The organism is Streptomyces candidus (assembly GCF_014207445.1).
In the GTDB taxonomy this organism is placed as follows: domain Bacteria; phylum Actinomycetota; class Actinomycetes; order Streptomycetales; family Streptomycetaceae; genus Streptomyces; species Streptomyces candidus.
The window spans coordinates 303,756-325,773 of sequence record NZ_JACHEM010000008.1 but is presented as its reverse complement, the minus strand read 5'-3'; the positions used below and the strand labels follow the sequence as shown (position 1 = coordinate 325,773).

The 22,018-nt window shown below is 73.7% G+C and carries 15 protein-coding genes; 7 read left to right on the top strand and 8 right to left on the bottom strand.

Going from position 1 to position 22,018, the window contains the following annotated elements:
* The 3 genes from HNQ79_RS17675 (at position 1) to HNQ79_RS17665 (ending at position 3,893) form a co-directional block, all read left to right on the top strand.
* Positions 1-1,404: a PP2C family protein-serine/threonine phosphatase gene (locus tag HNQ79_RS17675; RefSeq protein WP_185032170.1), complete on the top strand. Its 1,404-nt coding sequence runs from the start codon at positions 1-3 to the stop codon at positions 1,402-1,404.
* Positions 1,405-1,480: 76 nt separating this feature from the next.
* Positions 1,481-2,848: a vWA domain-containing protein gene (locus tag HNQ79_RS17670; protein WP_185032088.1), complete on the top strand. Its 1,368-nt coding sequence runs from the start codon at positions 1,481-1,483 to the stop codon at positions 2,846-2,848.
* Positions 2,849-2,933: 85 nt separating this feature from the next.
* A complete protein-coding gene (locus tag HNQ79_RS17665) occupies positions 2,934-3,893 on the top strand; it encodes an FHA domain-containing protein (protein ID WP_185032086.1) in 960 nt (319 codons plus the stop codon).
* Positions 3,894-4,162: 269 nt separating this feature from the next.
* On the opposite strand, the gene HNQ79_RS17660 is transcribed toward HNQ79_RS17665, so the two are convergent.
* A complete protein-coding gene (locus HNQ79_RS17660) occupies positions 4,163-5,152 on the bottom strand; it encodes a methyltransferase domain-containing protein (protein WP_185032084.1) in 990 nt (329 codons plus the stop codon).
* Between the two features lie 112 nt (positions 5,153-5,264).
* Between HNQ79_RS17660 and HNQ79_RS17655 the strand changes: the two genes are divergently transcribed.
* From HNQ79_RS17655 to HNQ79_RS17640, 4 genes are all read left to right on the top strand, one after another.
* Positions 5,265-5,669 carry a globin gene (locus HNQ79_RS17655; RefSeq protein ID WP_185032082.1) on the top strand — a complete coding sequence of 135 codons (405 nt, stop codon included), beginning with the start codon at positions 5,265-5,267 and terminating at the stop codon, positions 5,667-5,669.
* A 194-nt stretch (positions 5,670-5,863) separates the two neighbouring features.
* The gene (locus tag HNQ79_RS17650) at positions 5,864-9,196 is read left to right on the top strand and encodes an FtsX-like permease family protein (RefSeq protein WP_185032080.1); all 3,333 of its coding nucleotides are present in this window, start codon (positions 5,864-5,866) and stop codon (positions 9,194-9,196) included.
* Positions 9,196-11,952, top strand: a complete 2,757-nt coding sequence (locus HNQ79_RS17645) for an FtsX-like permease family protein (RefSeq protein ID WP_185032078.1) — start codon at positions 9,196-9,198, stop codon at positions 11,950-11,952. The genes HNQ79_RS17650 and HNQ79_RS17645 overlap by 1 nt, the downstream gene beginning before the upstream one ends.
* Positions 11,949-12,899: an ABC transporter ATP-binding protein gene (locus tag HNQ79_RS17640; protein WP_185032076.1), complete on the top strand. Its 951-nt coding sequence runs from the start codon at positions 11,949-11,951 to the stop codon at positions 12,897-12,899. Before HNQ79_RS17645 ends, HNQ79_RS17640 begins: the two co-directional genes overlap by 4 nt.
* A gap of 42 nt (positions 12,900-12,941) precedes the next feature.
* Here the strand turns inward: HNQ79_RS17640 and HNQ79_RS17635 are convergent, their stop codons facing one another.
* The 7 genes from HNQ79_RS17635 to HNQ79_RS17605 form a co-directional block, all read right to left on the bottom strand.
* On the bottom strand, positions 12,942-13,619 hold the full coding sequence (locus tag HNQ79_RS17635; protein ID WP_185032074.1) for a DUF8010 domain-containing protein: 678 nt from the start codon (positions 13,617-13,619) through the stop codon (positions 12,942-12,944).
* A complete protein-coding gene (locus tag HNQ79_RS17630) occupies positions 13,616-14,077 on the bottom strand; it encodes an acyl-CoA thioesterase (RefSeq protein ID WP_185032072.1) in 462 nt (153 codons plus the stop codon). The genes HNQ79_RS17635 and HNQ79_RS17630 overlap by 4 nt, the downstream gene beginning before the upstream one ends.
* 5 nt (positions 14,078-14,082) lie before the next feature.
* On the bottom strand, positions 14,083-15,747 hold the full coding sequence (ettA, locus tag HNQ79_RS17625) for an energy-dependent translational throttle protein EttA (RefSeq protein WP_185032070.1): 1,665 nt from the start codon (positions 15,745-15,747) through the stop codon (positions 14,083-14,085).
* A 128-nt stretch (positions 15,748-15,875) separates the two neighbouring features.
* Positions 15,876-17,339: a Cys-Gln thioester bond-forming surface protein gene (locus HNQ79_RS17620; RefSeq protein WP_185032068.1), complete on the bottom strand. Its 1,464-nt coding sequence runs from the start codon at positions 17,337-17,339 to the stop codon at positions 15,876-15,878.
* Positions 17,340-17,557: 218 nt separating this feature from the next.
* Complete coding sequence (locus tag HNQ79_RS17615) at positions 17,558-18,121, bottom strand: single-stranded DNA-binding protein (RefSeq protein WP_185032066.1); 564 nt, start codon at positions 18,119-18,121, stop codon at positions 17,558-17,560.
* Between the two features lie 347 nt (positions 18,122-18,468).
* A complete protein-coding gene (locus HNQ79_RS17610; protein WP_373312405.1) occupies positions 18,469-20,364 on the bottom strand; it encodes a GTPase in 1,896 nt (631 codons plus the stop codon).
* A gap of 5 nt (positions 20,365-20,369) precedes the next feature.
* Positions 20,370-21,953, bottom strand: coding sequence for a dynamin family protein (locus HNQ79_RS17605; RefSeq protein WP_185032166.1), 1,584 nt, complete (start codon positions 21,951-21,953; stop codon positions 20,370-20,372).
* Positions 21,954-22,018: the final 65 nt, after the last annotated feature.

Sequence of the window (22,018 nt, the reverse complement as noted above, 5' to 3'; positions counted from 1 at the left end):
ATGTCGCAGACGCACCAGCTGTCGGCCTGCCCCGGCTGCGAGGAGCCGCTGGAATCGGGCGACTCGTTCTGTGAGGTGTGCGGGTACGACCTGACGGCCGTGCCTCAGCCGCCGCCCGACCGTCCGACGGTCGCCGTCGGGACCTTTCCGCCCGCCGGGCAGCCCGCGGCCCCACCGCTGAACGGGCACTCCCCCGACGGGCCGCCGAGTCCGTCGCACGACCCGTCGCAGGGCCGGTCCTCGCACGACGGCTCGCACGGCGGGTCCAGTGACCCGTCCGGGGACGGGCCGGCCCCCGACGTGTCCGCGCCCGGCTTCGGCGCCGACGGTGACCACCGGGCCCGCCGCGACGGCGGGGACGACGGTGGTGAGGACACCGCCGACATGCCGATCGTCCGGCGGCCCGCCGCGGACGACTACCCGCTCGCCGCCCCCGGCGCCCCGGCTGCCGCCCCGGCGCCCGCCGCGGAGGCCGTCGCGCCCAAGGTCTGCGTGGCCTGCCGGGCGGGCCGCATCGACACCGACGGGTACTGCGAGAACTGCGGGCACGCCCAGCCCCGCGAACGCGACCATCAGGAAAGCGAGTTGGCGACGGTCGCAGCGGTCAGCGACCGGGGTCTGCGGCACCACCGCAACGAGGACTCGTTCGCGATCTCCGAGGCCCGGCTGCCCGACGGCACGACCGCGACGATCGCCGTGGTCTGTGACGGGGTGTCGTCCGCGACCCGTCCAGACGAGGCGTCGGCCGCCGCCGCGAGCGTCGCGGACAGCCTGCTGCGGGAGTCGCTGCCGCGCGGAACGCACCCTCAGCAGGCGCTGCACGAGGCGATCCTGGCCGCCGCCGAGGCGGTCAACGCGCTCGCCGCCGACGAGACCGCGCAGGCCATGGAGCACGACCCGCACCGCCACCAGAACGCTCCGGCCTGCACGCTGGTCTCCTCGATCGTCGCGGGTGGTCTGCTGGTCGTCGGGTGGATCGGCGACAGCCGCGTCTACTGGGTGCCCGACGACCGTTCCGCGCCGCCCGCCCGCCTCACCGAGGACGACTCGTGGGCGGCGCAGATGGTCGCCGCGGGGCTGATGGGCGAGGCCGAGGCGTACGCCGACGACCGGGCGCACGCGATCACCGGGTGGCTGGGCGCGGACGCGTACGAGATCGACCCGCACACGGCGTCCTTCAAGCCCGACCGGCCCGGTGTGGTGGTGGTGTGCACGGACGGGCTGTGGAACTACGCGGAGGCCGCGCAGGAGATGGCGCACGTCATTCCGCCCGACGCGGCGCAGCGCCCGCTGCACAGTGCTCAGGTGCTGGTGGGGCACGCGCTCGACGGCGGGGGCCACGACAACGTAACAGTGGCGGTGCTGCCGTTCCCGGTGCTCCCGCAAGGGGCAGGATCCGCCTAGTTCGCGTTCGTACCCCGCAGCTCCATGTCAGGACATGCTTCGCCAGAACCGCAGGACTCGCTAGGAGCCGAATCCGATGGCCAATTTCTCCAAGTCGAACGTGCCACAGTTCTCCGTCGACGTGTACCAGAACGAGTTCCTGCCGGAGGGCGGCCGGGAGGTCAACGCGATCGTCACGGTCACGTCGACCGGCGGCGGGACGACCGGCGGGATACCCCTGGCGGGGGTGTCCGCGTCGCCTTCGTACATACCCGGCGCCGCTCCGGAGGTGCCGACGGCCGCTGTGGTGATCATGGTCGACTGTTCGGGGTCGATGGACTACCCGCCGACCAAGATGCGCGGCGCCCGGGAGGCGACCGCCGCCGCCATCGACGCGCTGCGCGACGGGGTGGCCTTCGCGGTCGTCGCGGGCACGCACCTCGCCAAGGAGGTCTATCCGGGTCAGGGCAGGCTCGCCACGGCGGACGACGGGACCCGCGCCCAGGCCAGGAACGCGCTGCGCGCGCTCACCGCGGGCGGCGGCACCGCCATCGGAACCTGGCTGAAACTGGCCGACCGCCTCCTCGCCGGTTCCGAGGCCCCCATCCGGCACGGCATCCTGCTGACGGACGGCCGCAACGAGCACGAGTCGCCGCAGGACCTGGCCGCGGCCCTCGAAGCGTGCGCGGGCCGCTTCACGTGCGATGCCCGCGGTGTCGGTACGGACTGGGAAGTGAAGGAGGTCACGGGCATCGCCTCCGCCCTGCTCGGTACGGCCGACATCGTCGCGGACCCGGCCTCCCTCGCCGCGGACTTCACGCGGATGATGGAGAACGCGATGGGCAAGGAGGTCGCGGATGTGAATCTGCGGCTGTGGACGCCCGTCGGCGTCGAGATCAAATTCGTCAAGCAGGTCGCCCCCACGGTCGAGGAACTGACCTCCCGGCGCACCGGGGCGGGCCCCCGTGCCGGTGACTACCCGACCGGGTCCTGGGGCGACGAGTCCCGCGACTACCACGTGTGCGTCACCGTGCCGGAGGCGGGCGTGGGCCAGGAAATGCTGGCCGCGCGGGTTTCGCTGATCCTCCCCGACACGGCGGGCGGCACCCCGCAGACGCTGTCCCAGGGGCTGGTACGGGCGGTCTGGACCGATGACATGGCCGCCTCCACCTCGATCAATCCGCAGGTCGCCCACTACACGGGCCAGGCGGAACTTGCACAAGCAATCCAACAGGGCCTGGATGCGCGGAAGTCGGGCGATTTCGACGGCGCGACGTCCAAACTGGGACGGGCCGTACAGCTCGCGGCCGCCTCCGGAAACGCGGATACTGCGAAACTGCTTGCGAAGGTGGTGGACGTCGTCGACGAGGCGACCGGTACTGTGCGGCTGAAGGCGAAGGTCGCGGAAGCGGACGAGATGACTCTCGAAACGCGCTCCACGAAGACCGTCCGCGTGAAGAAGTAATCGTTCACGGAACCGTTGACGATCGCGTACGAGCAAGAACCGTGTACGGCCTGCGGGCCGGACGAGGAGAGGGGGAAGCGCCGACATGCCGACCTGCCCGAACGGACACCAGTCGGGTTCCGACGACTGGTGCGAGGTCTGCGGCCATCGCATGGCCGGCGCCGTGCCGCCGCCTCCGCCGCCCGCGTACGGCTATCCGCCCCAGCCCGACCAGGGCGGCCACGGCGGATACAACCCGGACGCCACCGCGCAGGCGGAGCTCTGCCCGCAGTGCCGCACTCCGCGCGAGGCACTGGCACCCTTCTGCGAGGAGTGCCGGTGGAACTTCCTCACCCACCAGGCGACGTACGCCCCGCCGCAGGGCTACCCGCAGCAGGGCCAGGGTCAGCCGCACGACCCGTACGAGTACCAGGCGTCGCGCCCCTCGCAGATGAACCGGCCGGCCGAACCGTTCTCGCAGCAGCAGGGCGGCGGCCAGTTCCCGCAGGGCTACCAGCAGCAGGGCCATGCCGGCGGCGGTGAGGACGACTGGATGCTGCCGCCTCCCTCGCAGCAGGGCGGGCAGGGCGGCTACCAGCAGCAGGGGAACCCGCAGCAGGGCGGTTACCAGCCGGATTACGGCCAGCAGCAGGGCGGTGGCGGTCAGTGGACCGCGACGGTCGCGCCCGACCGCGACTACTTCATGGCGATGATGCAGCGCAGCGGCCCGGAGGCGGGCGGGCTGAACCTGCCCGCGTACTCGCCCGAGCAGCAGCTCCAGCTCACCGGCAACCAGATCACCATCGGACGGCGACGGCACTCGACCGGGGAGTCCCCGGACGTGGACCTGGCCGTTCCGCCGGAGGACCCGGGCGTCTCGCACCAGCACGCGGTACTGGTGCAGCAGCCGGACGGGACGTGGGCGGTCGTCGACCAGAACTCGACGAACGGCACGACGATCAACGGCGGCGAGGACCCGATCCAGCCGTACGTGCCGGTGCCGCTGCAGGACGGCGACCGGGTCCACGTAGGCGCCTGGACCACCATCACCCTCCACCGCGCCTGACCTCACCCCCTCCCCGCCGCTGCCCCCGCCGCCCCCGTGCCGGGGTGGGGCCGCACGGCCCCCACCCCGGTAGCCCCGTGCGCGGCGGGGCCGCACGCACCCACCCACCCCGGTAGCCCCTTGGGCGGCGGGGCCGCCCCCCGGGGGCGGAACGGGCGGGCAGGGGGGCGGCCCCCACCGGACGATGCACCCCCCACCCCACGCCCCGCCACCCCCACGTACACCCTCCCGAACGCCCCCCGCGCACCCCTCCCGTACACGCCTCCGCCCTACCGCCCGTCCAAGGGCCACGCATAGGGCCCCGCCGCCTCATCCAGCCACGCCCACTGCCCCTCCCCGCTCACGGTCACCCCGAACCTCTCCCGGCGCGGCCGGCCCTCCAGGTGCCACAGCGCCAGCGCCTCGTGGGGGTCGAGGCTGCTCGCGCTCAGCGTCAGCAGGAACCGGAAGAGGTCGTTCTCCAGGGCGGACCGGGGCAGCCCGCCCGTGTAGCGCGGCACCGGCGCCGCCGTCCCGCCCCGCAGCGGCACGAAGTACGCGGGCGTGGGCAGGAAGCGCCCCTCCGCGTACCCCGCGTCGCGCACCCGCAGGGCGATCAGACCGGTCGACAGGGGGGCCAGGATCCGCGCCCCGGGGCTGCACTGCCGCAACCACTCCCGCGGCACCGACGGCACCGTGCAGGTCGCGATGATCCGGTCGTACGGGCCGCGTCCGGGACAGCCGCGCGCCCCGTCCCCGACCACCACCGTCGGGCGGAAGCCGGCCCGCCCCAGGTGGATGCGTGCCGTCTCCGCGATCTCGGGGTCGAGGTCCACCGTGGTGACCCGCTCCTCCCCCACCCGGTGTGCGAGAAGGGCCGCGTTCCAGCCCGTTCCCGCGCCGATCTCCAGGACCCGGTGGCCGTCCCGTACCTCCAGTTCGTCGAGCATCCTGGCCATCAGCGAGGGCTGGCTGCTGGAGGACAGCAGCAGGCCGTCCCGTACGCGCGTGGCGAGGGCCGTGTCCGCGTAGACGCCCTTCAGCCAGCGCTCCCGGCGTCGCGGGTCGGGGTCCTCGCCCCAGAGCCGCTCGTAGCCGCCGGGTCCGTGCCGGAACCAGTACGGCACGAACAGGTGGCGCGGCACCTCAAGGAACGCCGCGCGCCAGGCCGGGTCCTTGAGTGCCCCCGCCTCGGCGATCTCGCGCACCAGTTCCGCCCGCTCACCGGCGTACTGCTCCACCGGCTCCGCCGGTCCGACGTGCTCCGCGTGTGCACCCATAGGGCCACTGTGACGCGCGCACCGGCCCCTTGGCGAGGGCCCCCGGCAGGTCCGGCGGCGGGCCGGTCCTAGGCCCCGGGTCCTGGTCCGTGCCGTCTGAGACGATGGAAAGGTGAACGAGATTCCGCGGGGAACGCTTCAGGAGCAGACCTTCTACGAGCAGGTGGGCGGGGAGGCGACCTTCCGGCGCCTGGTGCACCGCTTCTACCAGGGCGTCGCCGAGGACCCGCTGCTGCGGCCGATGTATCCGGAGGAGGATCTCGGCCCGGCCGAGGAGCGCTTCACGCTGTTCCTGATGCAGTACTGGGGCGGCCCGCGCACCTACAGCGACGAGCGCGGCCATCCGCGGCTGCGGATGCGGCACGCCCCCTTCAAGGTCGACCGGGCGGCGCACGACGCGTGGCTGACGCACATGCGGGTCGCCGTCGACGAGCTGGGCCTGGACGGCGAGCACGAGCGGCAGTTGTGGAACTACATGACGTACGCCGCCGCGTCGATGGTCAACGCCGAGGGATGAACCCCCGGCTCCGTAACGGCCACCTCACGCTTTTCTGCGGCAAGTTGCGACATCTCGGGTCGGCATCAACCGGAATTCGGTGATCCACTCACGGACTTCGGTCACAACTGAGCCAATTCCGGCAGGGAATCGGTGACCCCCCACCTGCGCGTCTGACAGCATCTGGCAAGAACTTTCTTGCAGTTGGGGGACGGGTGACCGGATTTGTCTTTCTGCGGGTACGGGCGCACCGGCTGCTGCTCACGGCCGCCCTCCTGGCGGTCCTGCTGACGACATCCGTCCTGGCGGCGCTCGCGGCGTTCTCCAACTCGATCGGGGATGCGGGCCTCCAGCGTGCACTGGGCACCCGCGACGCGTCGGCCGTCGCGCTCGCCATCTCCAGCAGCAACGTCCCCGGAACGCAGCGCGCCGAGGCGGACGAGGTCGTACGGGAGGCCGCCCGCCGCACCTTCGACGGGCTGCCGACCCGCATCTCCCAGCTGGACCAGTCGGGGAGCTACGCCCTGCCCCGGTCCCTGCGGCCCGGCGCGTCCCCCGAGGGCGAGCCCGACCTGACCCTGTTCGCCGGGCTGGACCGGGCCCAGGTGCGGCTGACCGCCGGCGTCTGGCCGAAACCCGCGCCGAAGAACCCCGGTGAGGTCATCGAGGTCGCGCTTCCCGACAACGCTGCCGAACAGCTCCGGGTCACCCCTGGCCCCACGGTCCTCACCCTCACCGACCGTCTCTCCGGCCCGGCCCGCAAGGTCAGGATCACCGGCCTGTACGAGCCCAGGCGCCTCGCCGACCCGTACTGGAAGCTGGAGGACCTGAACGGCCGCGGCATCCGCGTGGGCAGCTTCACCACGTACGGGCCGCTGCTCGTCGATCCGGGCCTGCTGCGTTCCTCGGCGGTCTCGGCGGGCAGTGTCTCCTGGCTGGTCACCGCCGACTTCTCGGGCGTGCACACCGGACGCATCGACGCGCTGCGCGCAGCGGCCGTCGCGGGCGCCGACCGCCTCACCAAGACCCCTCCGCTGCAGAACTCGGCCTCCGTCTCCCACGGGCTCCCCCAGGTGCTCGACCAGGCCGAGCGGTCGCTGCTGGTGTCCCGGTCCACGCTGTTGATCGTCTCGCTCCAGCTGATCCTGCTCGCCGGATACGCCCTGTTGCTGGTGGCACGCCTGCTGAGCACCGAGCGGGCGGGCGAGACCGAATTGCTGATGGCCCGCGGCGGCTCCCGGCGGCGCGTCGTGGGGCTGGCCGCCGTCGAGGCCGCACTGCTGGCCCTGCCCGCCATCCTCGTCGCACCGCTGCTCGCCGGCCCGCTGACCCGGCTGCTGTCCGGACAGGGCGCGCTCGGCCGGATCGGGCTGACGCTGGACGCCGGCGGCGTCCTGGGTGCGGTGTCGGTCTGGCTGGTCGGTCTGGGCGTCGGGCTCGGCTGTGCCGCGGCCGTCGTCGTGCCGGCGATCACCTCGGGCCGCGGTTCCCGGGGCCGTTCGGTGCCCGCGCCGCTGAAGGCGGGCGCGGACCTGGCGCTGCTGCTGGTCGCGGCCGTCGCGTACTGGCAGCTGGACCGGCAGACCTCGGGCAGCGGGCCGTTGAGCGGCAACCCCGGCGGTGACCTCGGGGTGGACCCGCTGCTCGTCGCCGCCCCGGCGCTCGCGCTGCTCGCGGGCACCGTGCTGACGCTGCGGCTGCTGCCGCCGCTGGCGCGGCTCGCGGAGAAACGCGCCGCCCGGGGGCGCGGGCTGCCCGCCGCGCTCGCGGGCTGGCAGCTGAGCCGTCGGCCGATGCGCGGGTCGGGACCGGTGCTGCTGCTGGTGCTGGCCGTCGCCATGGGCATGCTGGCGATCGGGCAGGGCGCCTCGTGGGACCGTTCCCAGGAGGACCAGGCCGACTTCCGCTCCGGCGCCTCGATCCGTGTCTCCGGCGCCGCCTCGTCCGCCGGTTCCGGTCAGGAGGTTCCGTACGCCGCCCTGCCCGGGGTGACGTCGGCCGCGCCGGCCGCCCGCCGCCCGGTGCCGCTGTCGGGCAACCGGACGGCGACGATGCTCGCCCTGGACACCGCGCACGCGTCCGAGAACCTGATGCTGCGCGGCGATCTGATCGACGGCGACCGGGACCTCGTCCGGCGCACCGCGGGCATGCGCGTTCCCGACAAGGACCGCCCCGGGATCCCCCTGCCCGACGGCGACATCTTCCTGCTGGACGCCTCACTGCGCACGGACGACGGCGCGGTCTCGCGGGTGCGGCCGACGCTGGTGGTGTCCGTGGAGGACCGGTACGGCCTGACCCACCGGCTGCCCGCCGGGAACCTCAGCGCCGACGGGCGGACCGCCCGCCTCACCGTCGACGTCACCCGGGCGGTGGGCCGCCCGGCCCGCCCGCTGTACCTCACCGGCGTCGAGGCGACCGTCCCGCAGCCTTACGCACGGCAGGAGCTGCACGAGCTGACCCTGCACGCGGTGCGCGGCGCGGACGGAAGTGCGGCACCGGCGCCGAAGGCCCTGCGCTGGAACGGCCACGCGGTGGACCTGCTGAAGGAACACGTGGGCCAGGACGGAGCCCGCACCGACCTCTCGCCGGGTTCGGGGGCCGGCGCCCTGCTTCGGGTCCGGTACGCGACCGGAGCGAGCCCCTACCCGGCGGACCACGAATACAGGTACGGCGCGGAAGCCACCACCTCCGTGCGCCTGACCTCCGTCGGCGCCAGACCGCTCGCCGTGTCCGCCTACGCGACCGACGCCTTCCTCGCGTCCTCGTCCGCGGAGATCGGCACCGAACTCGACCTGGACCTCAACGGTGTCCCGCTGTCCTTCCGCATCGTCGGCGGCCTGCGGCACCTGCCCACCACCGGCCCCGCCACCTCGGCCGCCGCAGCCGGCGACGACGTCACGCCGGACGGCGGCGGCCTCCTGCTCGACCTGCGTGCCGTCAATCAGGAGCTGTCCCGGCTGGGCGCGCCCGCGCTGCCGCCCGACGAGTGGTGGCTGGCCACCGCCCCGGGGAAGACGGCCGAGGTGGCGTCCGCGCTGCGCGGCCGCCCCGACGTCGACCCCGAACAGGTCGTCGTGCGGGACGAGACCGTGCGGGAGCTGTACGACGACCCGCTCGGCGCCGGCCCGCAGTCGGCCCTCCTGGCGGTGGCCGTGGTGGCCGCGCTGCTCGCGGCCGTCGGCTTCGCGGTGGGCGCGGCGGGCTCCCTGCGGGAGCGGACCGCGGAGTTCGCGGTGCTCAAGGCGCTCGGCGCGCCGCCGCGGCAGCTGGCCCGGCTGATCGCCGTGGAGCAGTCCCTGCTGATCGGCATCGCACTGGTGGTGGGGCTCGCCCTCGGCGCGGTGCTGACCCGGGCGGTCGTCCCGCTGATCGTGCTGACCGGGCAGGCCGCCCAGCCGCTGCCGGGCGTGCTGGTGCAGCTGCCCGCCGGTCAGGTCGCGCTGCTGCTGGCCGGTGTCGTCGCCGTACCCCTGCTGGTCGTCCTGGTGCTCGCGCTGCGCCGCGGCGACCCGGCCACCACCCTGCGCGTCCACGGAGGCGGCAACTGATGAACACCCGCGCTGTCGCCCCCTGGGTCCGCACCCGGCTGCGTGCCGCTCCCGGTGCCGCGGTGGCCCTGGCCGTACTGGTTCTCGTCACCGCGTTCCTCGCCGCCGCGTTCCCGCGGGCGCTGGACCGCTACCAGGACGCCGGGCTCCGCCATCAGATCGCCTCCTCGCCCGCTTCGCAGCGCAACCTGCGCCTCATGGCGGCGGAGGCGAACCTGGACCACTCGCCGGAGGCACGTGAGAGCGCCCTCGCGCCCGGGACGATGAAGGACCGCTTCCAGGCGGCGCTGCGGATCCCGGAGCGCCCGCTGCGGGTGGACAGCGCGTCCTCCGCGTACGGGGTGCGCCTGCCCCAGCGGTCGGACGCGACGGACAAGTGGCTGCCCCGGGTCAGTCCGAGGGGTCCGCAGTTCCTGCTCACGACGCGCTCGGAGCTGCCCCGGCACTCCCGGCTCGTCGCCGGCCGCGCACCCGTTCACACCCTCGCTCCGCGCGCTCCCGCGGGAGACCCGCCCGGTCCCCCCGAAGTCGTCGCGCTGGAGGCCACGGTCACCTCCGCGACCGCGGAGACGATGCGCATCAAGGCCGGCTCGGTGGTGCATCTCGACGCGCTGCCGCTGGGCGGCAAGGCGGAGGTGCGGGTGACGGGGATCGTCGAACCCCTCGCCCCGAAGTCCCCGTACTGGAGCATCGACACGACCCTGCACACTCCGGAACTGGTCGCCGACAAGACCGGAGACGTGTCGCACTGGGTGGGCACCCTGATGCTGCCTCCCGAGGCGGGCCCCGCGCTCACCGGGCTGACCGCGGCTCCCGAGCAGTTCTGGGACCTGGCGCCCGGCACCGGCGGGCTCACCGCACCCGACGTGCCGCGGCTGACGTCCGCGGTGGCGGCCCTGGAGAGCGGGCACGGGCTGGTGGCGCTGCGCGAGGAGATCGGGGAGACGCTGACGGTCGCCTCCGACTTCGAGGGCCTCGTCGACGCCTATCGGGGCGCCCGTGCCGCGATCGATCCGGTCGTCGCCGTCGCCGCGTTCGGCGTCGGGGCGGTCGCCGGGGTGGTGCTCCTGATGGCCGGGGCGCTGGCCGGGGCCCGCCGGGCCGCCGAGCTGGCTCTGCTGCGGGCCCGGGGCGGGTCCCTGTGGGGCATGGCGGGCCGGTTGTGCGCCGAGCTGGCGGTGGTCGCGGTCCCGGCCGCCGCGGCCGGCTGGCTGGCCGCGTACCTGCTGCTGCCCGGCGCCCGGACCACGGCGTCGGTGCTGGCCGCCGCGGCCGTCGCGCTGGTGGCCTGCACGGGTCTGCCGGTACGGGCGGCCGTCGCCCATCTGCGGCCGAGCGCGCACAGCGACCGCACCGACACCGTCCGCGCGAGGCCGTCCCGCAGACGCACGGTCGCCGAACTCACCGTCGTGGTGCTGACGCTGGGCGCGGTGGTCGCGCTGCGCAGGCGCGGCACCGACGCCGGGACGGACCAGTTGGTCAGTGCCGCGCCGGTACTGGTCGGCGTGGTCGCCTCGCTGCTGCTCGTACGGCTGTATCCGCTGCCGCTGCGGCTGGTGTCGCGCCCGCTGGCGCTGCGCCGGGGGGCGGTCGGCTTCCTCTCGGCGGCCCGTGCGGGCCGGGCCCCGGCCACGGCGATGCTGCCGCTGCTGGCCCTGCTGATCGCTCTGACCACGGCCGCGTTCGGCGGTTCCGTACTGGCCGGCGTGGCCGACTCCCGGCAGCGGGCGGCCACCGACGAGGTGGGCGCGGACGCCCGGCTGCAGAAGGGGCCCGGGAAGAGCTTCGACGCGCGGTCCCTCGCGGCGGTGCGCGCGGCCGCCGGGGTGCGCGAGGTCAGCCCGGTCGGCATCGACCCCTGGGTGTCGATGCCCGACGGCGGGGACGACGTGACCCTGCTGGCGGTCGACCCGGCGTCGTACGCGCGGCTGGCGGCCCGTACCGGCATCGGCGCGTTCGACGCCGCCGCGCTGGACGGGGGAGGCGAGGGGCGGGCGTTCCCCGTCCTCGCCTCGCCTAAGGCCGCGCAACGGCTGGGCCGGGGCACGGACGTGGAACTGCGCAGCCATCTCCTCGGGGGGAGCTTCACCGCGCGTACGGCCCAGGTCGTGCCGTCCACCCCGGCGCTGCGCGACACCGAGTTCCTCATGGTGAGCAGTGCGGCGCTGCCGGGGCACCGTCCGACCGCCCTCATGGTCACCGGGGAGGGACTGGACCCGACGGCGCTGCGCAGCGCGGCCGGCCCGGCCGTGCCGGTTCACGTGCGGACGGAGAGGATCGCCGCGTACGCCGACGGGCCGCTCCAGCAGGGCGCCGGAGGGGTGTACGTGTCGGCGGTCGCGGCCGGGGCTGGCTACGCCGTCCTGGCGGTGCTGCTGTCGCTGCTCCAGGCCGCGCCGGAGCGCCGCGCGCTGCTGGCCAGGCTGCGCACGATGGGGCTGAGCCGCGGCAGCGGGCGCGGGCTGCTGGTCTTCGAGTCGCTGCCGCAGGCGTTGCTGGCGGCGTGCGGCGGGGTGCTGGTGAGCTGGGCGGCGATCCGGCTGCTCGCTCCCGACATCGACCTGGACACCCTGGCACTGGCCGCGCGGGCGCAGGCGGGGATCACCGTGCCCGTCGCGCTGCGCCCGGACGCGTGGTCGCTGTTCGTGCCGGCGCTCGCGGTGGTGGGTGTCGCGGTGGGAGTGGCGGCGGGCCAGGCGTGGTGGACCACGCGACGTACGACGACGACCGAACTCAGAGCGGGAGACACGCGATGACCGACACCACCACGACCCTCGCGGAGCTGGAGCGCCGGGCGACGTCGCGGCGCGAGCGGCCCGGCTACGGCCACGACGCGCTGATCACCTGCGACCGGCTGGTGCGCGTCTTCAGCACGGACGGGGTGGAGGTGCAGGCACTCCAGGGCCTCGACCTCCTCGTCCAGGACGGCGACCTGATGGCCCTGGTGGGCGCGTCGGGCAGCGGCAAGTCGACGCTCATGAACATCCTGGCGGGGCTGGACACCCCGACCGCCGGTGCCGCGCGGGTGGCGGGCTGCGACCTGCTGACGATGGGCGCCAAGGAGCGGCTGCACTACCGGCGCAGCGTCGTCGGCTTCATCTGGCAGCAGACCGCCCGCAACCTCCTCCCGTACCTGACGTCCGCTCAGAACGTGGCGCTGCCGATGCAGTTGACGGGGCGTGGCAAGAACGCCGCGCGCACGGCGCGGGTCGACGAACTGCTCGCCATGATGGGCGTCGCCGACTGCCGCGACCGGCGCCCCGCACAGATCTCGGGCGGCCAGCAGCAGCGGGTGGCGATCGCGGTGGCCCTCGCCAACCAGCCCTCGGTACTCCTCGCCGACGAGCCGACGGGCGAGCTGGACTCCGCGACCGCCGACCAGATCTTCGGCGCTTTCCGGCGCGCCAACGAGGAGCTGGGCACCACGATCGTCATCGTCACGCACGACCAGTCGGTCGCCTCCGAGGTCCGCCGTACGGTCGCCATCCGCGACGGCCGCACCTCCACGGAGGTCCTGCGGCGCACCGAGGTCGACGCGGAGACCGGCCAGGAGTCGGTGGTCGCCCGCGAGTACGCGATGCTGGACCGGGCCGGCCGCCTGCAACTGCCCGCCGAGTACACGGAGTCCCTGGGCATGCGGCACCGCGTCGTGCTGGAACTGGAACAGGACCACATCGGGGTGTGGCCGGACGACCAGCCGTAACCGGCGCCGGCCCGCGCGGCATTGCGCACGCGGGCCCCTCGGTCAGGCCGGTGCGACGGTCAGCGCACCCAGTCCGCCCGCCGTCCTGCGTACCGACACCGACCCGTAGGGGGTACGGAGCCGCAGCCAGCCCCCCGCGGAGAACAGCGCGACCGGTACGCCCGGCCGCACGAAGCCCAGCGACTGCGCGGCGTGCACGGCGCGCAGCGGGAGTTCGGTGGTGCCCAGTGTCCGCGACCAGATGTCCCGGCCGATCCGGTCCCGGGCCTCCCGGGTCCGCCCCTCGGGCGCCAACTCCTCGTCACGCGCCCGGAATTCGGCGACGGCGGCCGCCACGACACCGCGCAGGGCCGCGGCGTCGGGCACCCCGTCGGTCACCTGGCGCCAGCCGCCGCGCGGCGGCAGCAGTCCGGCCCACGGCGGCCCGGTGACGGCGCGCGGCACCTGTACGGCACCCGTCGACGCGTCGATCGCTTCGAGGAGTTCACCGGCGGAGACGGTCGCGTCGAGTTCGGCGGGCCGCGCGAGGCGTGCGGTGCGCACCGCCAGCACGTCGAAGGACGGGGGCCGCCCGAAGACGGCGAGCGCACCGCCCTGCGCCTGGAGGCGGACGGCGGCGGCCCGGTCGTAGTGGAGCAGCCGGCCGAGGAAGGCGGCGAGGTCCGCCGCCTCCCCCGCGCCGTCGAGTTCCAGGGTCCGGGCCCCCGCCTGCACCGTCATGCCGCGACAGCCTCCGTCTTGCCGCCGCGCGGCCTGTCGCCCTGCGGCGCGTCGTCGTCCAGGTACTCCCGCAGGAAGGACTTCTCCTCGGCGGTGATCCGCCGGGGCCGTCCCTCCGCCAGGTTGAACGGGACCACCACCGTGGACGCCCGTACGTACACCTGCTCGGGGTCCTTGATCTCGTACGCGATCGTCAGGGACGCCGCGCCTATCTTCGTCACCCACGACTCGATCCTGACCGGCTCGTGCCGGTGGACGAGGGGCCGCACGTAGTCGATCTCGTGCCGGGCCACGACGGACCCGCCCGTGAAGGACTCGCTGCCCTCCCCCGGCGCCAGCCGGAACATGAAGTCGATCCGCGCCTCTTCCAGGTACCGCAGGAAGACGACGTTGTTGACGTGCCCGAAGGCGTCCATGTCCGACCAGCGCAGGGGGCAGGAGTAGATGTGCCGAGCCACAGCTGTCAGCCTCGCGTGAGCTTCTTGTAGGTGGCGCGGTGCGGACGGGCCGCGTCCGCTCCGAGCCGCTCGATCTTGTTCTTCTCGTACGACTCGAAGTTGCCCTCGAACCAGTACCAGCGGGACTCGCCCTCGTACGCGAGGATGTGCGTGGCCACCCGGTCCAGGAACCAGCGGTCGTGGGAGATGACCACGGCCGCGCCCGGGAACTCCAGCAGCGCGTTCTCCAGCGACGACAGGGTCTCGACGTCGAGGTCGTTGGTCGGTTCGTCGAGGAGGAGCAGGTTGCCGCCCTCCTTGAGGGTCAGCGCGAGGTTGAGGCGGTTGCGCTCACCGCCGGAGAGGACCCCGGCCGGCTTCTGCTGGTCCGGGCCCTTGAAGCCGAACGCGCTGACGTACGCGCGTGAGGGCATCTCGACCTGGCCGACGTTGATGTAGTCCAGCTCGTCCGAGACGACGGCCCAGAGGGTCTTCTTCGGGTCGATGTTGGCGCGGCTCTGGTCGACGTAGGAGATCTTGACCGTGTCGCCGACCTTGATCGAACCGCTGTCCGGCGTCTCCAGGCCCTGGATCATCTTGAACAGGGTGGTCTTGCCGGCGCCGTTCGGGCCGATGACGCCCACGATGCCGTTGCGCGGCAGCGTGAACGACAGGTCGTCGATGAGGACCTTGTCGCCGAAGGCCTTCGACAGGTTCTCGACCTCGACCACGATGGAGCCCAGACGCGGGCCCGGCGGGATCTGGATCTCCTCGAAGTCCAGCTTCCGCATCTTGTCGGCCTCGGCCGCCATCTCCTCGTACCGGGCGAGACGGGCCTTGGACTTGGTCTGACGCCCCTTGGCGTTGGACCGCACCCACTCCAGCTCTTCCTTGAGGCGCTTGGCGCGCTTCTCGTCCTTCTTGCCCTCGACCTTGAGGCGGGTCTGCTTCTTCTCCAGGTACGTGGAGTAGTTGCCCTCGTACGGGATGGCCCGGCCGCGGTCGAGTTCCAGGATCCACTCGGCGACGTTGTTCAGGAAGTACCGGTCGTGGGTCACGGCCACGACGGCGCCCGGGTACTTCGCGAGGTGCTGCTCCAGCCAGTTCACCGACTCGGCGTCCAGGTGGTTGGTGGGCTCGTCGAGGAGGAGCAGGTCCGGGGCCTCGATCAGCAGCTTGCACAGCGCCACCCGGCGCTTCTCGCCACCGGAGAGGTTGGTGACCGGCCAGTCGCCGGGCGGGCAGCCCAGGGCGTCCATGGCCTGCTCCAGCTGGGCGTCGAGGTCCCAGGCGTTGGAGTGGTCCAGGTCCTCCTGGAGCTTGCCCATCTCCTCCATGAGCGCGTCGCTGTAGTCGGTCGCCATGAGCTCGGCGACCTCGTTGAAGCGCTTGAGCTTGCCCATTTGTTCGGCGGCGCCGTCCTGCACGTTCTCCAGGACGGTCTTCGACTCGTCGAGCTTCGGCTCCTGCATGAGGATGCCGACGCTGTAACCCGGCGACAGGAACGCGTCACCGTTGGACGGCTGCTCGATCCCGGCCATGATCTTGAGAACGGTGGACTTGCCCGCGCCGTTCGGCCCGACCACACCGATCTTCGCGCCGGGCATGAAGTTCAGGAAGACGTCGTCGAGAATCACCTTGTCGCCGTGCGCTTTACGCGCCTTGCGCATGGTGTAGATGAACTCAGCCAAGAGAAACCGTCCGGCAGATCGAGTGGTGGGCAGATACACCCCATCTTGCCTGACTGCACACCCCGGGCGGAAACCGGATACCCGGCGGAGCAAGGGGTGCGCGCCCGCGCACCCCTTGCCGCGCCCGGTCAGCCGTCGTGCGGGACGGGCTTCTTCTTGCGGAGCAGGACCACCGCGCCCGCGCCGAGCACGATCATCCCGAACGCGACGTAGGCGATCTTCGGGGTCGCCGGGGAGGCGCCGGTCGCGGCGAGGTTCTCGCCCGCGGCGACCGGGTCCGGGCTGCCGCCGGTGGCCGGGGTGGGCCGGTTGGCGGGGGCGTCGGCGGTGCCGATCGCGGCGGTGCCCGCCGTCTCGCAGTCCAGTACGCCCTTGAAGTTCTTCGTCAGGCCGTCGGGCCCCGAGACCGTGAGGTCGTACGCCTGGTCCTCCTGCAGCGGGATGGTCACCGTCCGCGAGGTCCTCGCGGGGATGGTGTGCCGGAAGCCGAGCAGTTCGAAGGTGAACGGGGCGTCGCCGGCGTTGTCGGCGGTGATGCCGATGCCGCTCTTGGCGCAGTTCTTCTTCGCGGAGAGCGCCGGGACGGCGCCCTCCGCCTTCTGCGCGGCCCAGGTGACGGTGGCGTCGGCGGTCACCGTGGAGGTGCTGGCGCCGGCCAGGATCTGGGTCTGGCTGTGGGAGTCGCTGACGAAGGTGCGGCCGATCGGCACCGGGGCGTCGGCCTGGACGGTCAGCCTGGCCGTACCGCCCGGGGCGTCGGCCGGTATCCGGAAGTACAGCTCGGACCCCCCGACGACACCCTCGACGGCCTTGCCGTGCTTGTCGACGATCGCGGCCCCGGGCGGGGCGCCCACCGCCAGGTTGACGGTGGCCCGGTCGGCCCGGGTGCGGACGGTGACCGGGCCGATCCGCTCGCCGGCCCGGCCCGCGACGGCCGGCGGGTCGAGCGTGAGGGAGGCGGGGGGCTGCGGAGTGCTCTTCGCGGTCCGCAGTAGGTACGCGGCGAGCTTCTGCGCGTCGGGGTCGTCCGGACGGGCGTCCACGTCGTCGGACAGGCGCCAGATAGCGGCCTGGGTGCCGGCGGCCGCGGCCGTGTCGTCGAGCGTCTTCGCCCCGGCCTTCTCGGCGAGCGCGGCGAGGTCGTTGACCTGGGGGTAGGAGTTCTCCAGGATCCAGCGGAGCTTCCCGGCGTTCTTGTTGCTGTGCAGCGAGGACTGCTCCCAGCCGACTTCCTTGTACGAGGTCCCCTCACGGGCCGGGGTGCGCAGATCGATGCTGTAGCTCTGCAGGGCGCCGCCGCCGGTGACGGACATCTCGAAGAGTCCGGCCTCGGCCTTCCACTCCTCGCCCGCGTCGCGGACGGTCACCCCGTCGTGGACGGTGAGCCTGCCGAGCGTGGCGGCGGCCCCTCCGGTGTCCCCCGGCCGGTCGCCGGCCACCGCGGTGCCGGTGCCCGCCACCGTTCCTGCCAGCACGCCCGCCGCGAGCAGGCACGGCGCCAGCGCGGCTGCGGCCAGCCGGGCCGTCCGGGTGGTGCGGGTGGAGGGCACGGTGTGCCGCTCCTGGTCCGAAGCCGACGCTTCGTCAGTCATGCAAGTCCCCTCCGGGCGAGGTTCATTCGCATGATGCGTGTGGGGGGAGCGCCTCGCCGACAACCTCAAATGCCCCATGGGTATCCCGGAATCCTAGGTACGCATTGCCGAACAGCCGCACGACAGGCGCCCGGAGGTCCGATTCCGAATCGGAATCGTTATCGCGAAGAGCCAACCGTCTCGGCTTTGTCGACAAGTCAGCACCCCATAAGGGATGTTCAGGACACGGCGCTCACCGCCTTCTTCTTCTGGTTCACCCCGTCGTCCGTCGCACCGCCCGAAGGACCGGTGAAAGGCTCTTCTGACGGGTCGCCCGGAGCTCCGGTCGGCGCGCCGCGGGCCGCCCGGTTCACCGGCGATTCCACCGCCCACAGCGCCGCCTCCGCGGCGCGGACCGCCGCTGGTTCCACCAGCCGGGGGTCCGCCTTGGTGACCTTGCGGAACGCGGCGGTGCCACGGTTCAGGTCGTGGCCGACCGCCACGGCCTCGACCTCCGCGGAGAGCCGGCGCCGGTCGTCCTTGGTCTCCTCCTTGATGCGCAGCCTGCCGTGCACGATCACCGGTTCGCCGATGCTCAGCGAGGAGGTGAGGTTGGCGGCCAGCGTCCGCCGGGTCCACACCGTGTAGAAGCTGGTCGGGCCGTCCGCCCAGGTCTCCTTCTCGCGGTGGAAGTACCGGGGCTGCACCGCCAGCCGGAACTTGACCGACCCGCCCCTCGGCGTCTCCACCTCGACCGGCCCGCTGGCGGCGTTGCCCACCAGGGTCACCATCGTCTCGTTCATCGCGGTCCCCGTCCGTGTCCGTCCGCGCGATGCGTCCCTTGCACCGCACCCGCCGCCTTTTCGGCTGGTGCCTCCCATGCTGGCGGGTTCCCGGCTCCCCTGCCGGGGCCTGTGGACGGACGGCCGGCTGTGGAAAACCGCGTCACCCTCCCAGGCCCCACCCGTGGACGGACGGCCCGCTGTGGAAAACCGCGTCACCCTCCCGGGCCCCACCCGTGGGCCCATCACCGGTGCCCGCGCCACTCATGCCCCGCCGCCGTGACCCAGTGCCGCGCACTCTCCGATCACGCGGAGTCCCCGATCACGCGGGCCCCCGGTCCTGTCCGGGGCCGGGGACGCCCCGCGCCTCAGCCCGGGTGCGTCCCCGTCACCGTCGCGTACCGCTCCCGCACCTCCCGGTAGCGCAGCAGCTCCGCCGCCACCGGGTCGAGGACCTTGGCCCGTCCGCAGCCGGCCGCCGCCTGCCGGAGCCGCCGCTCGGCGTCCTGGCCGTACCGCCTGGCCGGACCGCGCGCGGCCGCCCAGCAGCCCCACTCGACCACCGGGCCGCCGACGACCCCCGCCAGCATCAGCAGGAACGCCGGAAGAAGGGCCGGTTCCTGAACCCCCAGCACCTGCCCCAGCAGCCACAGCCCGCCCAGTACCTGAACCAGCGTCATCGCGGCCTGCGCCAGTACCGCGACCGGCCACCACGCGGGCCGCGGCGGCTTCCCGCGGGGCACGGCGACGGTCGCCGCCAGGGCGTCCAGCTCCTCCGGCAGCCCCTGCGCGCCGCGCGCCGCCGACTCCCGCACCGCCTGCGCCCAGGGGGCGGGCAGGCCGGTGGTCGCCGCGTCGGCGACGGTGCGCACCGCCTGCTCCACCCGCTGCCGCGCGGTGACCTCCCCGTCCGCGGACGGTTCGTACGCGGGCTCGGAGAGGCCCGTGCCGGCGCCACCGAGGGTGCGCTTCGCGTCGTACCAGCGCCACAGCCGCAGCCAGGGCGTCCCGCACGCGGTGCCGGCGTTGCGCCGCCATTCGCGCTCGGCGGCCTCCCCGGCCGCGGCGGCCCCGACCGCCTCCGCCAGCCGGTCGGTGAACTCCTCCCGCGCCCGTTCGCCCAGCCCCGCCCTCCCCTCCGCCACGTACACCGGGCGCAGTCCGGCGGCCGCCGCGTCCACGTCGGCGGCCAGCCGCCGCCCGGCGGCGCCCCTCTCCTGCACGAACGTCCGCAGCAGCTCCCGGAGTTCCTGCACGCCGTCACCCGTGAGGGCGGACAGGGAGAGCACGGTCGCCCCGGGTTCGCCGTGCTCGCCGAGCGCCATGCCGTCCTCGTCCAGGAGCCGGCGCAGGTCGTCCAGGACGAGATCGGCGGCCTCGCCCGGCAGCCGGTCGATCTGGTTGAGCACCACGAAGGTGACCTCGGCGTGCCCGGCCAGCGGTCGCAGGTAGCGCTCGTGGAGGGCGGCGTCGGCGTACTTCTCCGGGTCGACGACCCAGATCACCGCGTCCACCAGAGCCAGTACCCGGTCGACCTGGTCCCGGTGCGCGGTGACCGCCGAGTCGTGGTCGGGGAGGTCGACGAGGACCAGCCCGCGCAGCCCCTCGTCGCCTCCGGTGCCCGCGCCGGTGCCCGCCTGGAAGGGTCGCCTGCGCAGCCGTCCGGGGACGCCGAGCCGGTCCAACAGCCCCGCCGCTCCGTCCGTCCAGCTGCACGCGATCGGCGCGGAGGTGGTGGGGCGTTTCAGTCCGGTCTCCGAGATCCTCACTCCGGCGAGGGAGTTGAAGAGTGTGGACTTGCCGCTTCCGGTCGCTCCGGCGATCGCCACGACGGTGTGCTGCGCGGACAGCCGCCGTCGGGCCACCGCCTCGTCGAGGACCCGTCCCGCTTCGTGCAGCGCGTCCGCGCCGAGCCTGGCGCGCGAGAGCCCCAGCAGCTCCCGCAGGGCGTCCAGGCGTACGCGCAGTTCGTCCCCGTACTCCCCGCCGCCGGGCGGCACGTCCCCGAAGTCCTCGGTCGGCTCCCCGGCCAACGCGCCGGGCCCCGCCCCGGCCGTCCCCGAAGGCCCCGGCCGGCGCCCGGCCCGCCGTGCGATCAGCCCGTCGTCCCACCCGCCGGTCCCGGCAGCGGGCGGTGACCCGGACGTCGCCCCGGGCGCGGCGGGCGGTCCGTACTCCCCGCGCGACTCCGTAGCGGGCTGTTCGCCCGCAGCAGCCACATTGTTCACCGCGCCCTCTTCGGTCGCGTCGGCCTGCACCGTCACCGCCTTCACCTCTCCTTCTTGGTCACGGACAGCGCGGCGATCAGCGCGGCCTGGGGGTCGGGCGCCACGTCGAGCGCGTCCAGGGGTGCCAGGCGCCGGTCCCGCTCGGCGTGCAGCACTCTTTCGAGGTACGTCGTCAGGAGTTCGCCGCCCCGGTCGCGCAGCCGCAGCGCGCTCTGCGCGCCGGTACGTTCGGCCAGCCGTTCGCCCGCCGAGCGCGCCCTGCGGCCGCCCAGCAGCGCCGCCGCGAGGAGGGCGGCGACGGTTTCGGGGTTCGGTGCGGCGGGCCGCTCCGTCTCCCGTACCTCCTCCTCCGCGAGTTCCTCCAGGACGCGCCGCCAGCGCCGTACGGCGAGCCCAATGCGTTCCCCGGACTCCGGGTCCGTGCCGCCGATCACGACGGCCCGCGCGGCCGGCTCGTCGCCCCAGGCGGCCCGTACCCGCTCGTCGGCCGCGGCCACCGCGCACTGCAGCAGTGCCGTCAGGCTGTCCACAAGGGAGTCCACAAGCTCCCCGTCGGTGGCGTCCGCCGGGTACGCGCGCCACCGGGTGAGCGCGTCCCCGGAGAGCACGGCCCCGCGCTGGAGCCGCTGCCGCACCCGTTCGGCCTCCTTCTCGTACGCGTCCTCGACCGCCGTCGAGAGCCGGACCGCGGCGGCGTACTGCGCGGACACGGCGCCGGCGAGTTCCGGCAGCCGGGCGTTCAGCGAGTCCATGGCGCCGCGCGCGGTTCGGGCGACGGCCTGCTGGCGCGCGGCGGGGTCGCGTACCCGGTGGGTCAGCCACTCCAGCAGCGGCGCCACGGCCGTCGAGGGCAGCAGTCCGCTGCCGCCGCCCGCCGATTCGGGCAGTTCCGGGATGGTGAAGCGGGGCACCTCGCCCAGGCCCGCGCGGGTGAGCAGCGCGGCGTACTGCCGCGACACCTCGCCGATGACCTGGTGCGGCACCCGGTCCAGGACGGTGACGAGCATCGCGTCGTACTCCTTCGCGGTGCGCAGCAGGTGCCACGGCACGGCGTCCGCGTACCGCGAGGCCGTCGTCACCATCACCCACACGTCCGCGGCGCAGATCAGTTCGGCGGCCAGTACCCGGTTGGAGGCCACGAGCGAGTCGACGTCGGGCGCGTCGAGCAGGGCGAGCCCCAGGGGCAGCGACTCGCTGGTCTCCACCCGGAGCACCCCGCTCTCCTCGTCCTCGCCGCCCTCGTCGCCGCGTTTCTCCGGCACCCACACCCGGGTGAGCTGCGGCAGCACGCGCTGCCCGGCGAACCAGTGGTGGTCGTCCGGGTGGCACACGAGCACCGGCGTGCGTGTCGTCGGCCGCAGTACGCCCGCCTCGCTGACCCTGCGCCCGACGAGCGAGTTGACCAGGGTCGACTTGCCCGCCCCGGTCGAGCCGCCGATGACGGCGAGCAGGGGCGCCTCCGGATCGCGCAGCCGGGGCACCAGGTAGTCGTCGAGCTGTGCGAGGAGTTCCTCCCGTGTCTGCCGGGCCCGGGGCGCCCCCGGCAGCGGAAAGGGAAGGCGCACGGCGGCGACACGGTCGCGCAGGGCGGAAAGTGCGTCAAGCAGCTGAGGCCGTACGTCCAAGGTCACCACATACGAAGAATGCCCAACTATGACCCTTTTTTGAAGCGTATAGACCGTCTCTGCGC